The sequence below is a fragment of the Phocaeicola sp. HCN-6420 genome (assembly GCF_037890145.1).
Classification (GTDB): domain Bacteria; phylum Bacteroidota; class Bacteroidia; order Bacteroidales; family Bacteroidaceae; genus Phocaeicola.
Genome location: NZ_JBBKBJ010000008.1, coordinates 1 through 18,314, shown reverse-complemented (window position 1 = coordinate 18,314; position 18,314 = coordinate 1). Strand labels below are relative to the sequence as shown.

General features: G+C 39.8%; 14 protein-coding genes and 1 tRNA gene. 8 read left to right on the top strand and 7 right to left on the bottom strand.

Annotated features, from left to right (window positions below):
* Positions 1-2 precede the first annotated feature (2 nt).
* Positions 3-1,640: a C69 family dipeptidase gene (locus WKT12_RS06555; protein ID WP_021971048.1), complete on the top strand. Its 1,638-nt coding sequence runs from the start codon at positions 3-5 to the stop codon at positions 1,638-1,640.
* 383 nt (positions 1,641-2,023) lie between these two features.
* Here WKT12_RS06555 and WKT12_RS06550 read toward each other — a convergent pair whose 3' ends face one another.
* Both WKT12_RS06550 and WKT12_RS06545 read right to left on the bottom strand, forming a co-directional pair.
* Positions 2,024-4,090 (bottom strand): tetratricopeptide repeat-containing sensor histidine kinase, encoded by a 2,067-nt coding sequence (locus WKT12_RS06550; RefSeq protein WP_340319201.1) that lies wholly within the window; start codon positions 4,088-4,090, stop codon positions 2,024-2,026.
* Complete coding sequence (locus tag WKT12_RS06545) at positions 4,087-4,728, bottom strand: DNA-binding response regulator (protein ID WP_021971050.1); 642 nt, start codon at positions 4,726-4,728, stop codon at positions 4,087-4,089. The genes WKT12_RS06550 and WKT12_RS06545 overlap by 4 nt, the downstream gene beginning before the upstream one ends.
* A gap of 443 nt (positions 4,729-5,171) precedes the next feature.
* Between WKT12_RS06545 and WKT12_RS06540 the strand changes: the two genes are divergently transcribed.
* On the top strand, positions 5,172-6,917 hold the full coding sequence (locus tag WKT12_RS06540) for a phospho-sugar mutase (protein ID WP_021971051.1): 1,746 nt from the start codon (positions 5,172-5,174) through the stop codon (positions 6,915-6,917).
* A 70-nt stretch (positions 6,918-6,987) separates the two neighbouring features.
* Here the strand turns inward: WKT12_RS06540 and WKT12_RS06535 are convergent, their stop codons facing one another.
* Entirely contained in the window at positions 6,988-8,169 is a 1,182-nt protein-coding gene (locus WKT12_RS06535; protein ID WP_340319200.1) for an exo-beta-N-acetylmuramidase NamZ family protein, read from the bottom strand.
* Between the two features lie 63 nt (positions 8,170-8,232).
* Here WKT12_RS06535 and WKT12_RS06530 point away from each other — a divergent pair, with 63 nt between their 5' ends.
* Together WKT12_RS06530 and WKT12_RS06525 are read left to right on the top strand one after the other, a co-directional pair.
* Entirely contained in the window at positions 8,233-8,769 is a 537-nt protein-coding gene (locus WKT12_RS06530) for an HD domain-containing protein (protein ID WP_021971053.1), read from the top strand.
* A gap of 89 nt (positions 8,770-8,858) precedes the next feature.
* On the top strand, positions 8,859-11,627 hold the full coding sequence (locus tag WKT12_RS06525; protein ID WP_445323123.1) for a putative LPS assembly protein LptD: 2,769 nt from the start codon (positions 8,859-8,861) through the stop codon (positions 11,625-11,627).
* A 78-nt stretch (positions 11,628-11,705) separates the two neighbouring features.
* Here WKT12_RS06525 and WKT12_RS06520 read toward each other — a convergent pair whose 3' ends face one another.
* Positions 11,706-12,368 (bottom strand): uracil-DNA glycosylase, encoded by a 663-nt coding sequence (locus tag WKT12_RS06520; protein WP_340319199.1) that lies wholly within the window; start codon positions 12,366-12,368, stop codon positions 11,706-11,708.
* A 582-nt stretch (positions 12,369-12,950) separates the two neighbouring features.
* The gene (gene asnA, locus WKT12_RS06515) at positions 12,951-13,991 is read right to left on the bottom strand and encodes an aspartate--ammonia ligase (protein ID WP_021971057.1); all 1,041 of its coding nucleotides are present in this window, start codon (positions 13,989-13,991) and stop codon (positions 12,951-12,953) included.
* A 231-nt stretch (positions 13,992-14,222) separates the two neighbouring features.
* Here asnA and WKT12_RS06510 point away from each other — a divergent pair.
* Positions 14,223-14,294 (top strand) — tRNA-Arg (locus WKT12_RS06510).
* 267 nt (positions 14,295-14,561) lie between these two features.
* On the opposite strand, the gene WKT12_RS06505 is transcribed toward WKT12_RS06510, so the two are convergent.
* Together WKT12_RS06505 and WKT12_RS06500 are read right to left on the bottom strand one after the other, a co-directional pair.
* Positions 14,562-14,906, bottom strand: coding sequence for a hypothetical protein (locus WKT12_RS06505; RefSeq protein WP_340319198.1), 345 nt, complete (start codon positions 14,904-14,906; stop codon positions 14,562-14,564).
* A 59-nt stretch (positions 14,907-14,965) separates the two neighbouring features.
* The gene (locus tag WKT12_RS06500; protein ID WP_340319197.1) at positions 14,966-15,658 is read right to left on the bottom strand and encodes a hypothetical protein; all 693 of its coding nucleotides are present in this window, start codon (positions 15,656-15,658) and stop codon (positions 14,966-14,968) included.
* Between the two features lie 168 nt (positions 15,659-15,826).
* Here WKT12_RS06500 and WKT12_RS06495 point away from each other — a divergent pair, with 168 nt between their 5' ends.
* From WKT12_RS06495 to WKT12_RS06485, 3 genes are all read left to right on the top strand, one after another.
* Complete coding sequence (locus WKT12_RS06495) at positions 15,827-16,759, top strand: IS1595 family transposase (protein WP_340319196.1); 933 nt, start codon at positions 15,827-15,829, stop codon at positions 16,757-16,759.
* 449 nt (positions 16,760-17,208) lie between these two features.
* Complete coding sequence (locus WKT12_RS06490; RefSeq protein WP_340319195.1) at positions 17,209-18,066, top strand: AbaSI family restriction endonuclease; 858 nt, start codon at positions 17,209-17,211, stop codon at positions 18,064-18,066.
* An 18-nt stretch (positions 18,067-18,084) separates the two neighbouring features.
* Complete coding sequence (locus WKT12_RS06485) at positions 18,085-18,282, top strand: hypothetical protein (RefSeq protein WP_340319194.1); 198 nt, start codon at positions 18,085-18,087, stop codon at positions 18,280-18,282.
* Positions 18,283-18,314: the final 32 nt, after the last annotated feature.

Below are 18,314 nucleotides of genomic sequence, written 5' to 3'. Positions count from 1 at the left end.
GTATGATGAAAAAACTAATGTTGGCAGTCTGCCTTCTGGCGGCTGTGTGTGTAAACGGTTGGGCGTGTACCAACTTGATTGTCGGTAAGAAAGCCTCTGCCGACGGTTCTGTAATCGTATCCTATTCGGCCGATTCGTACGGTATGTTCGGGTACTTGTGTCATTATCCGGCTGCTGTACATGCATCGGGTACTATGCGTAATATTTACGAATGGGACACGGGTAAGTATCTGGGACAGATAAAGGAGGCCAAGCAGACGTATAATGTAATAGGAAACATGAATGAGTTTCAGGTAACTATCGGAGAAACGACTTTTGGTGGTCGTCCGGAACTGGTTGATACAACCGGAGTGATGGATTACGGAAGCTTGATTTATGTGGCTTTGCAGCGTTCACGTACAGCAAAAGAGGCTATCAAGGTAATGACCGACCTCGTAAAAGAGTATGGTTATTACAGTAGTGGTGAGTCGTTTACCATTGCCGATCCGAACGAGGCCTGGATTATGGAAATGATTGGTAAGGGCCCCGGAGTGAAAGGTGCCGTATGGGTGGCTGTCCGTATTCCGGATGATTGCATCGCGGCGCACGCAAATCAGAGCCGCATCCATAAGTTTGATATGAACGACAAGGATAATTGTCTGTATTCTCCGGACGTGATTTCGTTTGCCCGCGAGAAAGGTTACTTTGATGGCGTAAACAAGGACTTTAGTTTTGCAGATGCTTACTGTCCGCTCGACTTCAGTGGCTTGCGTGCTTGCGAGGCTCGTGTCTGGAGTTATTATAATATGTTCAGCAAGGTGACAGGTCAGGCTTATCTTTCGTATATACAAGGTGAAAGCAAGGAGCCGATGCCGCTTTATGTAAAGCCCGACCGTAAGATTTCTGTTCGCGACATTCAGTATGCTATGCGTGATCATTATGAAGGTACTCCGCTTGATATTACCAACGATATGGGTGCAGGAGCTTTTCAGATGCCTTACCGTTTGTCGCCGTTGACCTTCGAGGTAGATGGAAAGACTTATTTCAACGAACGTCCTATTTCAACTCAGCAGAGTGGTTTTGTCTTTGTGGCTCAGATGCGTTCTACTATGCCCGATGCAATCGGCGGCGTTCTTTGGTTCGGACTGGACGATGCAAACATGACGGTCTTTACTCCGGTATATTGCAATACCGACAAGGTTCCGGCTTCTTATGCCGAAGGTGAAGGTGATTGTGTGACATTCTCGTGGAACTCTGCTTTCTGGATTTATAACTGGGTGGCTGACATGATCCGTCCTCGCTACAGTCTGATGGTAGACGATATGCGTACGGTTCAGAATTCGCTGGAAGACATGTATGCCAATGCTCAGGAAGGTGTGGAAAGTACAGCCATGAAACTGTATGCGCAAGATCCGCAGAAGGCAAAAGATTTTCTGACCAACTATACGGGTATGGCTGCTCAGACTGCTGTAGACAGTTGGAAGAAATTGGGTGAGTTTCTGATTGTCCGTTATAACGACGGTGTAGTGAAACGAGTAAAAGACGGTAAGATTGTTCGTCCGGAAACAGGAAATACAGCTCCTCTCGACCGCCCGGGTTATCCACAGGAATTCTTGAAAGAGGTAGTTAAGGCTACAGGAGATCGTTATTTGGTGAAATAAAAAAGCTAAAATAGCAGGAAGTATACAAGTAGAACAGCCGTTGAAGGAATAAGCCTGCTATATTCTTTTTTGATAAACGTTGAAAGGGCTGTTCATTTTCCCCTATAAATAGTGATAGTAGAATCATTATTTATGGGGGTATTTTGTTTCTTTCAATTACGTACTTTTGTAAAGAAAGGTTTAAGTTTACAATAAAGCTATAAATAAAAGGCTATGTAAGCGTAAGTGGAAAAGTGAAATGTAAAAAAATATTATACTATAATTTAAAATTGTTTTTTATTTAGAGATGGGGCACAAGCGCGTTGTGCAAGTTTGGATAGGATACATCGTGAAGATGTATCCTATCTTTTTTATGCAAAATGTCTTTATGTGATGGGTACCTTTCAGGCGGGAAAACGCATATGAATGATTGTCCCTTTTCCTAAAGTAGATTCAATTTTACATTCTCCTTGTAATTTGTAGCTGCGTTCTTTTATAGTCTTTAAGCCCAATCCCGAGGTTAGAATATTGGGGGATAAAGACGTATCGAAACCTTTGCCGTCGTCTTCGATGACTATTTCCACTTCGTTTTGGTCATAACCTACGGTGAGGTACATGTTTCTTGCATTGGCATGTTTGATGATGTTGGAGATAATTTCTTGTAAGATTCTGTATATTTCTACTATGTTTTCGGATGGTATAGTCAGATTCATTATATCATCCGATATGTAAGGGTGTATTGTAAGAGTATTTAATGTATTCAGTTTTTCAATATATAAATTGAACATCTGGTATAGACTGATGTTGCTGAAGTTAGGAGCCGATAGTTGATGTGATATATTGCGTACGTTTTCTCGTATCTCTCCCAGTTGCGTTGCCAGACGGCCGGCGCTTGTTTGTTTCAATTGCATTTCTATTGCCAGCAATTCATTGCATACATCGTTATGGAGTTCTTTCGAGATGTGTTCGTTGCTGTCTTCCAGTCCTTTCAGATATTGGTCGGTCATTTTTTTATTCATTTCTCCAATGAGCAGTTTGCTTTGTGCTTCTTTGTTCTTTAATTCTTTTTCCAGTTCCGAGTGCTTGAGCTTAAGGGCAACTTTTCTTTTTTGGAGACTGATAATGATGATGACGGATAATAGTACAATTAGTACGAGTATGCTGGAAATAATATAAGTGCGTGTCTGGTAGGCAGCCTTATTTTTTGCCTGTTCGGCATTAAGGCTGATAATCTTCAGGTCCTTTTCTTTGGTTTCCAGTTCGGCTTCGAATCCGGCCAAGCGGTTATGAAAACTCTTGTGCTGTATCTTTTGTTCTGTTTCGTATGCTTCGAGAGCTAACTGGTAGGACGTCTGCGGATGATTTCTTTTCGATTCTATCTCTGCCAGGGCAAGAAGTGATTTCGTCAGCATTATGCTGGGATTCTTTCTGTAAAAGGCTAATGCCTTCGATAGATAGTTATGAGCCTGTTGCAAAGAATCGGTAGCTTGGAAAAGCATGTAGCCATACAGATAATCGAGGTTGGCTATGTTGTATTCATTTTGGGTCTGCTTTTTATAGCTTATAGCTTTTTGATAATAACGGATAGCCGAGCGGGAGTCGCCTGTATCATAAAGAGCTTTAGCATAGTTGGTGTATACATAAAGTTTCAATCCAGCCGGCATGTTCTCTTGCAAAAGTTTTGTTGCCAGTTGCAAACTGTCGAGTGCATTGTGATAATATTCTCCGTTTGTCAGCAGAATGGCATGATTGCACAGGTAGCTTATCTTGTTGATTTGATTATTGAATGCAAGTGTATCTGTTTGTGGATATGAAAATATTTTTCGTGAGAAGGTGATAGCTTGTTGAGTTTCTTCCAGTTCGTTGTATAGTGTGGCTATGTTGCTGATAATAATGGCAGACAGATTGTAGTCCTTCTGATATTCTGTTATTTTCAGCGCTTCTTTGTACATCAGAATTGCCTTGTCGAGCATGAATAAGTTTTTGTGTATTACTCCCGACAAATTGTACGATTCGGCCAGACGTGCGGTATCTTTGATTTGAACAAACAGGTCAATTGCTTCATCTGTAAACTTCCTGGCTTCGTAAAGTTTATTGCTTGACCATAGTCCATAGGCTATTTCATAAGTCGCTATGCCTTCCGACTGCTGTATTTGTTTTCGTGTTTCGGAAGAATATTTTCTATCTTTCAGGCGTATGGCTTCTTCTCTGGCATCTTTAAGAATGGAATATGCTTTGGTATAATCTCTTTTGGAGTTGAGATAAGTTGCATAGGTAATATTCAGGTCTAATGCAGATACAGGATCATTGCTATAGTTTATTTGCCGGCATGCAAGAGAATATATGGAATCCATTCGGTAAAAATCTCCTTCGTCTCCATATTGTTGTATTTGCTTGGTGAAGTCGAAGTCATTCGCAATAATATGTCCTGCAAAAGCAATTAAAAACGTGATAAATATAAATCTTCTCATGCTGTAATCCATCCTTTAATGAAAGCCAGGCGCATAAGATGTGAAACATTGATCGCACCGCTTTTTAATAATATATTCTTGCGCATTGTATCAATCGTACTCTTGCTGAGATTTAGTTTTTGTGCGATCTCTTCGGAGGTGTATCCACAAGACAACATATTGATAATCTCTTTTTCACGTGGACTCGGAGTATAAGTAATTGAATCCATTACGGAGTGATCTCCTATAAGCGACAATGTAATGTTTAAGGCTGTCGGAGAATAATATTTGTTTTTTGTCGATAAAATAGTATCGATGGCCTTTTTCACTTCATCTGTATCGTCGTTTTTGGTAACAATACCGGCAACTTCTTTTTTTATAAGAAGCTTTATGATCCAGAATTCTGTGTGCATTGTATAAATCAATACAGGAGTCTGAGGTATTTTCTTTTGCAGATAGGGGAGCAGTTCCAATACGGTTTTGTCTTGCAATTCGTAGTCTGCAATTAGGAGATCAAGTGGATTATTGTCTATATAATTGTATAATTCAGAATAATGTTTACCTATTGTAATTTTATATTTATTGTCGAGAGTCAGCAGTTTGGCTAACCCTTCCGCAATAATAGGATGGTCATCTAAAATGTAAATATGTTCTTGCATACTAAGGTACTTGTTGTTAAAAAGATTTGTTCTTGTTTTTCTCTGTTACAAATATGGTTAATTTATATTTTTAATGCAAATTATTCTTCTCTTTTTGATAGCATATTCCTTTTTGTTTTGTATGGATTATACAGTTGCCGAATGTTATAAATTTTCTTGATTTATAGATCGTTTCAAGTTTGTCAGGGATTTTTTTTCTTGGATCAATAAAAGTTCTGCCAAGGCAAAAATACTTTGTTCGTAAATGGTTCGGAAAGTAGATAAAGAGAGGATGTATAAGAATTTTGTATTTTTACTTGGTGTAACGACAAATAACAATAATTCGGCTGAGAAGGCTTGTTTTTTGCAAAAAATAATTAGGATAATTAGAACGAATCTTTTATTTTTGTTTCGCTAATACATAAATGAGAAAACATCAATAATTATATAAAGATTATAAAATCATGGAAAACGAAGAATTGATTAAATTGTGTTCTGACAAAGCTCAGAAGTGGTTAACTCCGGCTTATGATGCAGAAACTCAGGCCGAAGTAAAGCGTATGTTGGAAAATCCTGATAAAACAGAATTGATAGAAGCTTTTTATAAAGACCTTGAATTCGGTACAGGTGGTTTGCGTGGCATCATGGGTGTAGGTTCAAACCGTATGAATATTTACACTGTTGGTGCGGCTACTCAGGGATTGTCTAACTATTTGAATAAGTGCTTTGCCGGCAAAAAAGATATTTCTGTAGTTGTTGGTCATGACTGTCGTAACAACAGTCGTCTGTTTGCCGAAATTTCTGCGAATATCTTCTCTGCAAACGGAATTAAGGTTTATTTGTTCGAAGACATGCGTCCTACTCCAGAGATGTCATTTGCTATTCGTCATTTGGGATGCCAGAGCGGTATTATTCTTACAGCTTCTCACAATCCGAAAGAATATAACGGTTATAAGGCATATTGGGACGATGGAGCTCAGGTTCTTGCCCCGCATGATAAAGGTATTATTGAGGAAGTAAACAAGGTTGCTTCTGCATCTGATATTAAATTCGAAGGCAATAAGGAGCTGATTCAGATTATCGGTAAGGAAATTGATGATGAATACTTGCGTCAGGTTCATACTATTTCCATCGATCCGGAAGTAATCAAACGTCAGAAAGACTTGAAGATTGTTTATACTCCTATCCACGGAACTGGTATGATGCTGATTCCGCAGTCACTGAAGTTGTGGGGATTCGAAAATGTTCATTGCGTTCCTGAACAGATGGTCAAGAGTGGTGATTTCCCGACAGTCGTTTCTCCGAACCCGGAAAATGCAGAAGCTTTGACATTGGCTATCAAGCTTGCTAAAGAAATTGATGCGGATATCGTCATGGCTTCCGACCCTGATGCCGACCGTGTAGGTATGGCTTGTAAGAATGACAAGGGTGAATGGGTATTGATTAACGGTAATCAGACTTGTTTGATCTTCTTGTATTACATTATCAAGAACCGTATTGCAATGGGTAAGATGAAGGGTAACGAATTTGTTGTAAAGACAATTGTTACTACTGAACTGATAAAATCGGTTGCTGATAAGAATCATATCAAGATGTACGACTGCTATACTGGATTCAAATGGATTGCTCGTGAGATTCGTTTGCGTGAAGGTAAAGAACAATATATCGGCGGTGGTGAAGAAAGCTACGGATTCCTTGCAGAAGATTTTGTACGCGATAAAGATGCAGTTTCTGCATGTTCTTTGCTTGCTGAAATTTGTGCATGGGCAAAAGACCAAGGCAAAACACTGTATGATATCTTGATGGAAATCTATGTAGAATACGGATTCTCTAAGGAAGTTACAGTGAACGTTGTAAAACCGGGTAAGAGTGGAGCCGATGAAATTAAGGCTATGATGGAAAACTTCCGCGCTTGTCCTCCGAAAGAACTGGGTGGATCGGAAGTTGTATTGGTTAAAGATTACAAGACTCTGAAAGCTACAGACAATAAGGGTAATGTAACCGATTTGAATATGCCGGAACCATCGAATGTACTTCAGTTCTTTACAGCTGATGGAACAAAGGTTTCTGTACGTCCGTCAGGAACAGAGCCGAAGATTAAATTCTACATGGAAATTAAAGGTGAGATGGGTTGCCCGAAATGTTTTGCAGGAGCTGATGCTGAAGCAACAGAAAAGGTAGAAGCAGTCAAGAAATCTTTGGGTATCTAAAAGCAGAAATTTTTGCATCATAATTTAAAATCCGGTGGGCTTTAATGAAAAGTCCACCGGATTTTTTTGTCTATTCTTCCGGATAATCGGCATAAAGCAGATATCTTTTTCTCATAATTTTGTATTTCTCCAGATCATCTTTCCATGCAGAGCGAATTTGCTGTTCTGTTTTCCCTTGCAGAATATCCTGTCGGACCTGCCCGGTTCCCATCAGAAGGTCAAACCATTTAGGACGGGTGAAGAATGACTTTTCGGCATCAGGCATACAGGCTTGATAAGCTTTGTAGAATTGGAGTACATATTGCAACGAAAATCCTTGCGGTATTTGGGAAGAAGTACGGAGGTCTATCCCGTAGCAGTTTATGTTTTTGTGCAGCGGATTCTTGTCTGAGCCCTTCAAAGAACGTGGCTTGAAGCAGAAACTGAACGTCTGCCGGGTAAAGGGACTGCCTATTACCTGAAAAGGCCATTCTGTTCCTCTGCCGACACTCACAGAGGTTCCTTCGAAAGGACAGAGGGACGGATAAAGTGCGATGGCCTGGTCGTTGGGCAGGTTGGGTGAGGGTTTTACCGGAAGTGAATAAGGCTGGCCGTGTTTCCAGTTTTCTACTGTAATGACTTTCAACTGGCATTGAAGGCCCTTTCCCAGCCATCCTTCTCCATTAATCATTTGTGCCAGCTCGCCTATTGTGCATCCGTGCAGGACAGGTATTGGAAACATTCCCACAAAGCTCTTGTATTTCAGGTTGAGTACCGGACCGTCTACATAGTCGCAGGGGTTAGGACGATCCAGCACGATCAGCTCTTTCCGGTTTTCGGCACACGCTTGCATTACATAAAACATCGTACTGATATAAGTATAAAATCGCGCTCCGACGTCTTGCATGTCGAAGATAACAATATCAGTTTGGCTCAGTTGTGCTGGCTGAGGCTTTTTTTGTGTGCCATACAGAGAGATGATAGGAACATGTGTGCGTGTATCCTTGCCGTTTCGTACCGTTTCTCCTGCATCAGCATCTCCACGGAAGCCATGCTCGGGGGCGAAAACCTGCACAATGTGTATGCCACTGTTATACAATGTGTCGAGCAGATGCACACCATTTACCAGAGAAGTATGGTTTACTACCAGTGATATCTGCTTGTCTTTTAGCATAGGAAGCAACTGTTCCATCTTGTCGGCGCCGTTACGAACCTGTGCTGATGCCTGCACGACTGTCAGCAGCCAGCAAACGAATAAAGTAATATATTTCATGTGGGACAAATAATTTTTTCGTACCTTTGTTTCATACAAAGGTAATAATAAAAGAAAAAATCCATGAATCCACTGGCATTAATAGATAAGTATTATCCTGAAGACAACGAATTGAAGCATATTTTGCTGGTACATAGCCGTTCGGTAGCCGATAAGGCTCTTGCGCTGGCGAAGAAACATCCCGAACTGAATTTAGACTTGCAGTTTATAGAAGAAGCAGCCATGCTTCACGATATCGGAATATTTCGGACCGATGCAGAAGGTATCTGTTGCTTTGGAAAGTATCCTTATATCTGTCATGGCTACTTGGGAGCCGAACTTGTTCGTCAGGAAGGGTTTCCGAAACATGCATTAGTCTGCGAACGTCACACCGGTGCCGGATTATCCTTGCAGGATATCATACGTCAGGACTTGCCTGTTCCTCACAGAGAAATGATGCCTGTCAGTCTGGAGGAACAAATCATTTGTTTTGCCGACAAGTTCTTTTCCAAGACCAAGCTCGACCGTGAGAAGAGTATCGACAAGGCGCGCAAGAGTGTTGCCCGTTATGGTGAAGAAGGCGGTAAACGTTTTGACCACTGGTGTAAACTCTTTTTATAGTCTTAAAAAATACATTAAAATCTGTGGCTCTTGTGTTTATTTGCGAGAGAATGCTTACTTTTGCACCGCATTGCGTAAAAGATTGATGAATGGCGTCATTTAAAAAAGCTACATATTTATTGTTTGTTCTGTTCTTTTTGGGATTTTTTTTCTCTCTGTATGCTGAAACGCAGCGTGTCAGAGGAAAGAGAATGAGAGGAAACAGAACGGAAGCTCATGCCGATTCGCTGGCGGTCGATTCACTTAAAGGCGATTCACTGCATATGGACTCGCTGGCCGTAGATTCTGTTGGTGCAGATTCGCTGGCCCTTGATACTACTTCTAAGAAACAACCTCTGGATGCACCTGTAATTTACGAGGCTTCCGATTCCATCGTTTTTACCAAAGGAGGTTTTGCTCATCTGTATGGTGATGGTAAAGTCAATTATCAAAACATTGAGTTGACTTCTGCTCTGATAACCATGAATATGGACAGCAGTACGGTCTATGCCCGTGGTGTTGCTGATACGACTGGTGTAGAGCAGGGAACTCCTGTCTTTAAGGATGGAGAAACACCCTACGAATCGAAGACAATGCGTTATAATTTCAAGACTAAGAAGGGATTTATCAATAACATTGTAACGCAGCAGGGTGAAGGATACGTAACCAGTGAGAATGCCAAAAAGGGAGCAGATGATGAAATTTACATGACTCAGGGTAAATATACTACCTGCGACAACAAGGAACACCCGCACTTTTATTTGAAATTGTCTATGGCCAAGGTACGTCCAAAGAAGGATGTTGTATTCGGGCCTGCCCAGCTTGTAGTAGAAGATGTCCCTCTTCCGATAGCCGTTCCATTCGGATTTTTCCCGTTCAGCAGCAGTTATTCTTCAGGTTTCATCATGCCTACGTATGGTGACGAAATGAATCGTGGTTTTTATCTGCGTGATGGTGGATATTATTTTGCCATCAACGATAGGGTAGACTTGAAAGTGCTGGGAGAAATCTATACAAAAGGTTCATGGGGACTGTCGGCTGCTTCCAATTATAATAAGCGTTATAAGTATAGTGGCTATTTTAATGCCAGTTATCTGGTGACAAAGACGGGAGAAAAGAACATGCCCGATTATGCGGTTTCTAAAGATTTCCGTATACAGTGGAGTCACCGTCAGGATTCGAAAGCAAGTCCGAACAGTTCTTTCTCGGCCAGTGTAAACTTTGCAACCAGTAGTTACGACCGTTCGAGCTTGAGTTCATTGTACGACCCTTCTGCTTATAGTAACAACACAAAGGCGTCAAGTATCAGTTATTCTCGAAATTTTCCGGAAATTGGCCTGAATATTTCGAGTACGTTTAATATTACTCAGAATACGAGGGACTCTTCTGTCAATATGACTTTGCCTGACCTGAATATTTCTTTGAGCCGTATTTATCCGTTCAAGCGCAAGAAAGCAGCCGGCGACGAACGCTGGTATGAAAAGATTTCTTTCCAGTATACAGGTGCTTTGACAAACAGTGTTGATACAAAGGATAATCTGCTTTTTAAGACTCCTTTCTCGAAATGGAAGACAGGTATGAAGCATACTATTCCGGTTGAGGCTACATTCAGCTTGTTTAAATACATCAATATTACTCCTTCGTTCAACTATACCGAACGCTGGTATACGCGTAAAGTCATGCAGAGTTATGATGAAAAAACGCACGAAGTGGTAAAGGATACTATCAACGGGTTCAATCGTGTATACGATTATAATATGGCCGTTTCGATGAATACAAAGCTGTATGGTATGTATAAGCCTTTGTTTATGAAGAGCAAGGAGATTGTGATTCGTCACGTCGTAACTCCGTCGGTCAGCTATACATATACGCCGGACTTCGGTAAGTCGCGTTACGGCTATTACGAAACGTACACCTATACCGACGAAAACGGTGAGGTCCGCATGGCAGAGTATTCGCCCTATGAAGGTGCTCCTTACAGCTATCCGGGTAAAGGTGTGTCACAGAATGTCAGCTTCTCGCTGAAGAATAATCTGGAAATGAAGATGGCTTCCGATAAGGATACAACGGGTTACAAGAAGATCAGTCTGATTGATGACTTGAGCGGAAGCTTGTCGTACGATATTGCTCAGAAGCGGTGGAGTAATCTTTCGCTGACGGCTCGTCTGAAGTTGACCAAGAATTATACGTTCAACATGAATGCAACGTTTGCAACTTATGCCTATAAGTTCGACGAAAATGGTAATGTAGTCGAAAGTGACCGTACAGAATGGTCGTACGGACGTTTCGGACGATTCCAGGGATATAGCGGTTCTTTCTCGTATACATTGAATAATGATACCTTTAAAAAGTTGTTCGGCAAAAAGGACGACGAGAAAAAGGATAAGGATAAAAAGGATACAGACGACGAGGATGAAGAAGAAACCGACGACGAAATGACCCAGAAGAATAATTCGGGTACTCGCAAGACGGAAAATGCGACTCTTGATCCGGATGGTTATCTTGCCTTCAAGTTGCCGTGGAGTTTGAGCTTGAGTTATAGCTATAGTATTCGTGAAGACAGAACGAAGCAGATTAATATCAAGACCATGCGTTATCCGTATTCGCTTACTCACTCGCTGAATATCTCGGGTAATATCAAGATGGGTAGCCGCTGGAACGTAACTTATTCGAGTGGTTACGACTTTACTTCGAAAGAAATGTCAATGACCACGGTGAACATCACCCGTGACTTGCACTGTTTCAATATGAGTTGCGGTCTGGTATTTGGTCCGTATACTTCGTATAACTTCTCCATTCGTGCCAATTCGGCTATGCTGACCGACGCTTTGAAATGGGATCAGCGTAGTAATACGGGTAGTCAGGTTACATGGTATTGATGTACATTGATTGATAGATAATATGCAAAGAGCCGCCGGAAATAATCCGGCGGCTCTTTGCATATTGGTACGTAAGGCCTACCACTGGATAGGCGTTTCACCATGTTGAATCAAGTATTCATTGGTTCGGCTGAAATGTTTGTTGCCGAAGAAGCCATTGTATGCCGAGAGTGGCGAAGGATGAACGGAAGTAAGCACCAGATGCTTGTTGCGGTCGATAAAGGCTCCCTTCTTTTGCGCATACGATCCCCACAAGATAAATACCAGATGCTCGCGGTTTTCGGCCAAGGCACGGATAGCTGCATCGGTAAACTCTTCCCAGCCTTGCCGCTGGTGTGAGCCTGCCTGATGAGCACGGACAGTGAGTGTGGCGTTCAGCAGCAGCACACCTTGTTCTGCCCAGCGGGTAAGGTTGCCTGTAGATGGCATAGGAGTACCCAGGTCGTCGTGTATTTCCTTGAATATATTTTGTAACGACGGAGGAAACGGGATGCCGTCGTTTACGGAAAAGCAAAGTCCGTGTGCCTGTCCCGGTCCGTGATACGGATCTTGTCCGATGATAACCACCTTTACCTTGTTGTAAGGGCAGAGGTTGAATGCATTGAATATCAGTTTTCCCGGAGGATATACGGTGGTTGTCTGATATTCCCGGCGTACAAAGTCCGTCAGGCGTATGAAATAATCTTTGTCAAACTCTGGAGCCAGTACTTGCTTCCACGATTCTTCTATCTGTACGTTCATGCTGTATTTTCTCTAAATGAATAACTTATGTATGATATATGTCAGACAAATTTAGTAAAAAGGCGTAAATTATTATTGCAGCGAAAAGAACTTTTTCATTATCCATATCTTTGTGTTGCATGAAATTGGATTGCTGAGGTAATGTTGTTGGAAACAATGTCCTCTGAAAGGAGGGAGATTATAGGCATCAGAAGTGCAGATTGGAGCGGTTCTTGTTGGGCCATATGATGAGGCAGGAGTCTTTTATATGCTCGCTTTCTGGGGTGAAGGGCATGAAGGGCAAGGAAAGGTAAAAAAGTTCTTTAGATGAAGGATTGGTGATGTTGGAAGAAAAATATTGGCTTCATTACATAAATTTCTCTCGACGTTTTTTTATTTTTTGTACAAAAAATAAAATGATTTGTACAAAAAAAGAAAAGAGATAATGGAATGTGACGATAACCTTCCTCGGTTTATCTTTTAGAGATGGGGAAATCCTGCCGGATTGGTGAAGCGGGCGCTATAGAACAAGATAAGGCTGCCTCATATATGGACTCTGAGACAGCCTTGGAGAAAAAATCAGTTTGCGTATTGCCTATGTGTTTAAATGAGTTGCATGCCCAGTTCGGCACATTCTTTGCGCATCTCTTCCGGCCAGATGCTGGCTTGGATTTCGCCGATGTGTGCTTTCTTCAGGTACAGCATGCAGAGTCGTGACTGTCCGATACCCCCTCCGATACTGAGTGGAAGTGAACCTTCCAGCAGTCTTTTGTGGAAATAAAGTTTGGTCCGTTCTTCCTTTCCGGCCAGTTCCAGCTGTTTGAGCAGTGCTGGTTTGTCTACACGGATTCCCATCGATGAGAGTTCGATGGCGCGTCCCAATACGCTGTTCCATACCAGCAGGTCGCCATTCAGTCCCGGAAGTCCGGTCTTCGGATCGATTGTCGTGTAGTCATCATAATCGGGAGCACGTTTGTCGTGCGGCTGTCCGTTGCTCAACTTGCCTCCTATACCGATGATGAATACAGCTCCATATCGTTCGGTAATCAAGTCTTCCCGTTCCTTGGGAGTCTTGTCGGGGTACATGTCGAGCAAATCCTGCGAATGGATGAAATGTACATCGTGGGGCAGGAAAGAGGTGATTTGCGGATAGACCTCACAAATCATATATTCTGTGCGGCGCATAGCCGAATAAATGCGTGTAACGATGCTTTTCAGAAAATCCACAGTCCGCTGTTCGGGCGTGATGACACGTTCCCAGTCCCATTGGTCTACATAGAGTGAATGCAGGTTTCCCAGCTCTTCGTCGGCACGGATTGCGTTCATATCCGTATAAATGCCATATCCCGGTTCTATATTATAGTCGGCAAGTGTTACGCGTTTCCATTTGGCAAGCGAATGTACCACTTCAGCCTGTTGCTCTCCCAAGTCCTTTATCGGAAAGGTGACCGGGCGTTCTATTCCGTTCAGGTCATCGTTCATACCCATGCCTGTGAGCACAAAAAGCGGTGCCGTAACGCGGCGCAGACGCAATTCAGAGGACAGATTTTGCTGGAAAAAATCTTTAATTTGTTTTATTCCCAGCTCTGTCTGCTTCATATCAAGCAAAGGTCGATAGTTGTTTGGTTTTATCAGGTAACTCATGTCTTATAAAATTTTCTATATTTAAATACGTAGGCAAAGATAATTATATTTTGTAAAAATGCAATGCGATTTATGAAAATATTATCATTGTGTGTTTTGTTTCTTTGTTTTTGTTGATAAAATGATATTTGGAAAATCGAAAAAATATCATCTTTCTTATTATTTTTCTCTTCGATTATTAGGACAAGATGCAGAATAATTGTATTTTTGTCGCGGTTTTGAGAAATACTTGCACCCATAGTTCAATGGATAGAATAATGGATTCCGGTTCCATCGATTGGGGTTCGACTCCCCATGGGTGTACTTATATCAGGACAATATGGGTAAGAGCGGATCAACGTAAAAACCTGAGGGATTTTGGTTAAGCATAGATTTTACAAGCCTGAACAAAAGGAAAGGCCTTAGAATCTGTGTAAAAATTAGAAGAGGATCTTTATTTTTATATTGAAAGATTCAGATGTTGCATTTGTAAAATGTATTTCAAGGTAATTTATGATTCGCAACTATATACTTTATTGTACCAACGGTTTTGTATAATTAAAGTTTTGCTCTTTTCAGTAGCACAACTCTTTACTCAGTAACAAAACTGTTGGTACTTTCTTTTTTCCAGAACACAAAATTCTTTCCTCCGTTTTCTAATTCAAATCTCACAAGAAATTCATTTACTACATCAGTTTCATAAATAGACACAAGTCCTGATGACAATTCTATGTCTTTAATAAATTTGCAATTTCTCTCAAGAAACTGCATAACTTCACCCCATATCTCATTTGAATAATCAGCAGTATAAGAAATTTCATTCTTACCGAAATATTCACGAATAATTTCTCGGAGTTCTGAATTTCCTACATTATCTGAAAAGCATGAGCCTATGGGGTGAAGTTCTATAGATTCTGTAAGTACACGGTGTTCCATATTCCATACATTTTATTGTATAAAATATGTATTTAGAAATTAAAATCTAATTAACTTGGTTATTTGAAAGCAGAGAACGGCCTTGCAGTATAGGCTGTTCCTTTATATTCACTGGATGAACTTTTGTTTTTAAAGTTAAATGACCACGCATTGTTATTATTTGATTGGGTAGAACTCCATTTTGTGTAATAGTTTGATGAACTATCATATAATAATTTTCCACCAATTAATGACATGCATTCATTTATTTCTGTTATATTTTTGTTTGCTTCTATTAATTCACCCAATGCAGGAAGGTACCCTTTTGTGCCATGAGTAAATTCAAACGTACTACAATATGTAGCAGCTGGATTACCACCAATACCCATTTGTTTATTAATAGCATCAGTATTTTGTTTACCATTATAATCAGTTATAGCAATGTCCGTATAAGTTGTAGTGGTGCAACCATTAATTAATATACCAATACCATCCCATCCAATTGAATTTATTTCCGTTTTTGCTATAACAAAACTACAATTATCCGTTTTTACAGCTACACCAGACGCTTCTTCATTTGAATATGTCCAGTTATCTTTAGTTACAATAAATCTATCTTTATGCATTATATAAACACCATTAGGTGCTAATTCAGGTATTTTTGATGAAAGTTCATCAAACTCACCTTTAGTTAAGCATTTATTAGCTGGTAAATCTGAAGTTACACCTAACCTTTGTGTAGCTTCACCTACTGTGATTAATTGTTCTGACATAATATCTCATTTTAAAATTGTTTGATAAATTATACAGAAGGACTATCCATCCAATTTCAGAAAAACAAGAAAATTCATCAATGAATGATTTTTTAACATTTGAAATGCAATTTCCGTAATGTTGCGAGTATAATTCTATTGAAATTAAAATACTAAATATAGAATTATATGATAACATTCCACTCATTACTTCACATGATTGATACTCTGCATACCGAGGAGGATTGCAGAGTATATCTGGAGAATATGCGGTGGAATGGAAAGCCTATTTGTCCTCATTGCGGTTCAATATCTGAACATCATTATAAATTGACTAAGGATGGAAAGTTTGAAGGTCTTTATAAATGTAAGGATTGCCGTTGCCGATTTACCGTGAGACAAGGAACTATGTTTGAAGGCTCCAACCTTCCATTGAAAAAATGGTTCTATGCTATTTATTTGTTCTTGTCACATAAAAGAGGTATCAGTAGTTGTCAATTGGCACGTGATATTAATGTGACACAGAAAACTGCATGGTTCATGCTGCATCGTATTCGTTACAATGTAAAGGATGATGATGCAAACTTCAATGATATGACACAAGTTGATGAAACATATATTGGTGGAAAGACAAAACGTAACAGAGGTGGACAAGGTCGAAGTACTAAACAGAAAACACCTGTAATGGGACTACTTTCTGATGGCTTGGTTTATACAAAAGTTATCAAAAATGCAAGTTCTAAAGTTTTGCTTGGTGTTATTGATGAACTTGTCAGAAAAGGTTTCACTGTTATTTCTGATAGTTGGAGTGGCTACAACAAAGTCAAAAATGAATACATACACGAGGTTGTTGAACACAGCTTAGGAATATATGTAAATAAAGATGGATTTCATACCAATTCTATTGAAGGGTTTTGGAGCCAACTTAAACGTGGTATCATAGGTATCTATTATTTGGTAAGTCCAAAGCATTTGCCCAAATATTGCAAAGAGTTCGTATTTAGATACAACACTCGCAAAGAGAGCGACAGCAACAGATTCAATGCGTTCTTACAACAAAGTACAGAACGTCTATACTATGGAGAACTTTTGGAAAAACCTGAATGGCGACCAATAGGTTAATATAGCCTCCCTAAAATATAAAGTCCAATCACATTTCTTTGTGGTTGGACTTTTTTATGTTTATAACATATTTAAAGAGGACATCATTCATTATTGTTTATGGCAGTCTGTGATATGTCACACAATTCTTTTGTCTGTCTCACTCTTTTTCATTACATTTGTACACAAACAAATTTAAAAGGAGGTCAAAAAACAGACATAAGAAATAAAAGACATATTGCAAGCAACTTGTAGACAAGTTATTTGGCTTAGCTAAATCTGGTAAATTTCGTGAAGTTCCAAGTAATAAGTCGAAAGGTCGGTTTGTACCCTGAACAAGGGCGCAGACTGCTTTTCCTTATTTGAACTTCGAGGTTTTACCAGAACCCAGCTAAGAGAATGAGTGAAAAGTTTAGGCTGTGTCCTTTTCTTTTTTCAAAACCAGAAGTACAAACTTAAAAGCTTTAAATATGGATTATAAATTGGAATATATGGAACGTCTGTTTGCTAAGATAAGCAAGAAAAAGACAGAGTCTTATGTCATAAGTAGAATATGGCATCAATTAAACGACGACCGTGTTAAATTTGTCGTTCAGCAATACATCAGAAGAACACATGACAAGTATGCACTTGCAGACTTGTATCTTCCTCAACTCAATATCTTAATTGAAATAAACGAGCCGTTTCACAAAAACAATGTTGAGGTTGATAAGATTCGTAATGAAGAAATAATCAATACTACTCATGCACAATTATTAGTTGTTGATTGTGATAATGATATTCAAGAAATTCACTGTCAAATTTCCATTATAGTATGGGCTATAAAATTAACGATACAACAACTTGGTGAGAAATTTCAAGCATGGGATGACGTAAGTACTCTTTCAGTGGAATATCATCGAAACAAAGGTTATTTGAAAGTCGAGAATAATGAATGCTTGCGTACTACAGAGGATGTTGCTGCCATTTTTGGAACTGTTGCAAAGCATCGAGGTTTCTTACGTGCATCAGGTGTAGCTATACCAAACAAGAAAAATGAAATAGTTTGGTGGCCAAATACAGAACATCATCTTTGGCATAACGAACTTTCAGAGGATGGAATGTTCATTTATGAATATCCCAAAGTAAATGAAAAACGTGAGGCACATCTAAATCAATGGCTTTCTGCTCCCGAAGAAACAAGAATTACATTTTTACGATATAAGGATGATTTAGGATTTTGTTTCTATCGCTTTGTAGGTGTATTCAAACTCAATAAAGAAAAATCAATAAAAGGAAATAAATGTGTTTGGGAACGCATCTCAAATACTTATCAACTTAATGTTTAATCTAAAATTATTAGTATTATGTATGCATTTAAAGTGACAGCCAAACAAAGTATTGGTGGAAAGATTGCCAAAGGAATGAGTGTACAAGTTGTTGAGAAGAACACTAATTCACCACAAATTAAAACTATTATGGAGGCTTTTAAGACTCAATTAGGCATTGAAATTAAAGGTGTCTCAGTATCCACTTCATACTTTACAATAGAGAAACTTAAATAGTATAATAAGAGGGAGTATTCATCAAAAAAGAA